Source organism: Oleiphilus sp. HI0132, from assembly GCF_001635845.1.
In genome coordinates, this window is the sequence record NZ_LWGJ01001273.1 from 1 (window position 1) to 1,061 (window position 1,061).

At 40.2% G+C, this 1,061-nt stretch carries 1 protein-coding gene; it reads left to right on the top strand.

Translation table 11 applies throughout. The annotated features are described in order from the left end of the window. Nucleotides 1–641 precede the first annotated feature (641 nt). A partial coding sequence (locus A3766_RS19245; protein ID WP_197479633.1) for an ABC transporter substrate-binding protein occupies nucleotides 642–1,061 on the top strand: 420 nt, incomplete at its 3' end.

The following is a 1,061-nucleotide window of genomic DNA, read 5'->3' on the forward strand; positions in this document are numbered from 1 at the left end:
GGCCACAAAGAAACGTGGCCTGCGTTGGACGAACGATAGAGCCGTGCGCCGTTTATAAAAGCGTTAGAACTTTTTAATCAGATTGTAGATCAACCTAAAATGGATATAGAAAAAAAAGAATTTTGGGGTACAACGAAAGCTTCATCTTTAGCAACATACGGCTTTCTCATAGGGTTAATTAGCTGTTATTTTGCTTTAACTCAGCATGTAGCTTTATTGTTAGTATCAATCTTGTGCGTAGGCTCAATATTTTATGCGCTTACCACCAATTATCGACAAGGCTTTAATGTCAGGTGGCGGCTAGCTAATTTTATATTTCACTGTGTCTTTTTATTGGCCTTAGTTTCAGGGGTTGGCTTTGTATTATTTCTACTTTATGCGTAGTAAAGTTCTAACAAGTTTAGCCAGCATCGCCCCAGCAAAAAGACGCTGGGGCTGGACCTCGCTGCGCTCGGCCGCTGCTAAAGGCGTTAAGTGTCCGAGTGGTTGTCTGGTTGTCTGGTTGTCTCTTAAAGTATTTGTTACTTTTCGTAAGTAGCTGGCTTGCTGTAGAGAATTTAATGTGGTCTACACTATGGCTATCGGGTAAGTTTAGTATGAGACTATCGTGAATAGCTTGCTATGAATAAGGGGGAAAGGATATGAAACTGCGTATTTTTAGAATGCTTCTGCTTTTTATTCCAGTCGTGTCCATTAGCTATGCGTCATCAACTTGTGATCAAGCAAAGGAAATTACCTTAGTTGCAGATCAATGGTGCCCCTATAACTGTGTTCCTGGCACAGAGAGACCTGGCCTTTTGGTAGAGATTGCAAATTATTCCTTTTCGCAGGAGGGGTATAAGATAAATTATATCGTTAGGCCCTGGATTCGTTCAATTTTGACTGTCCGTAATGGTGACTATGATGGAATTATTGGTACGGGTAGAGATGAAACACCTGATTTCATTTTTCCAGATGAACCTTTGTATAGCATTGAACATGTTTTCTATGTGAAAAACACATCTGATTGGCGTTTTAGTGGGTTTAAGTCATTACAGAATATCAACCTTGGTGCTATAAAG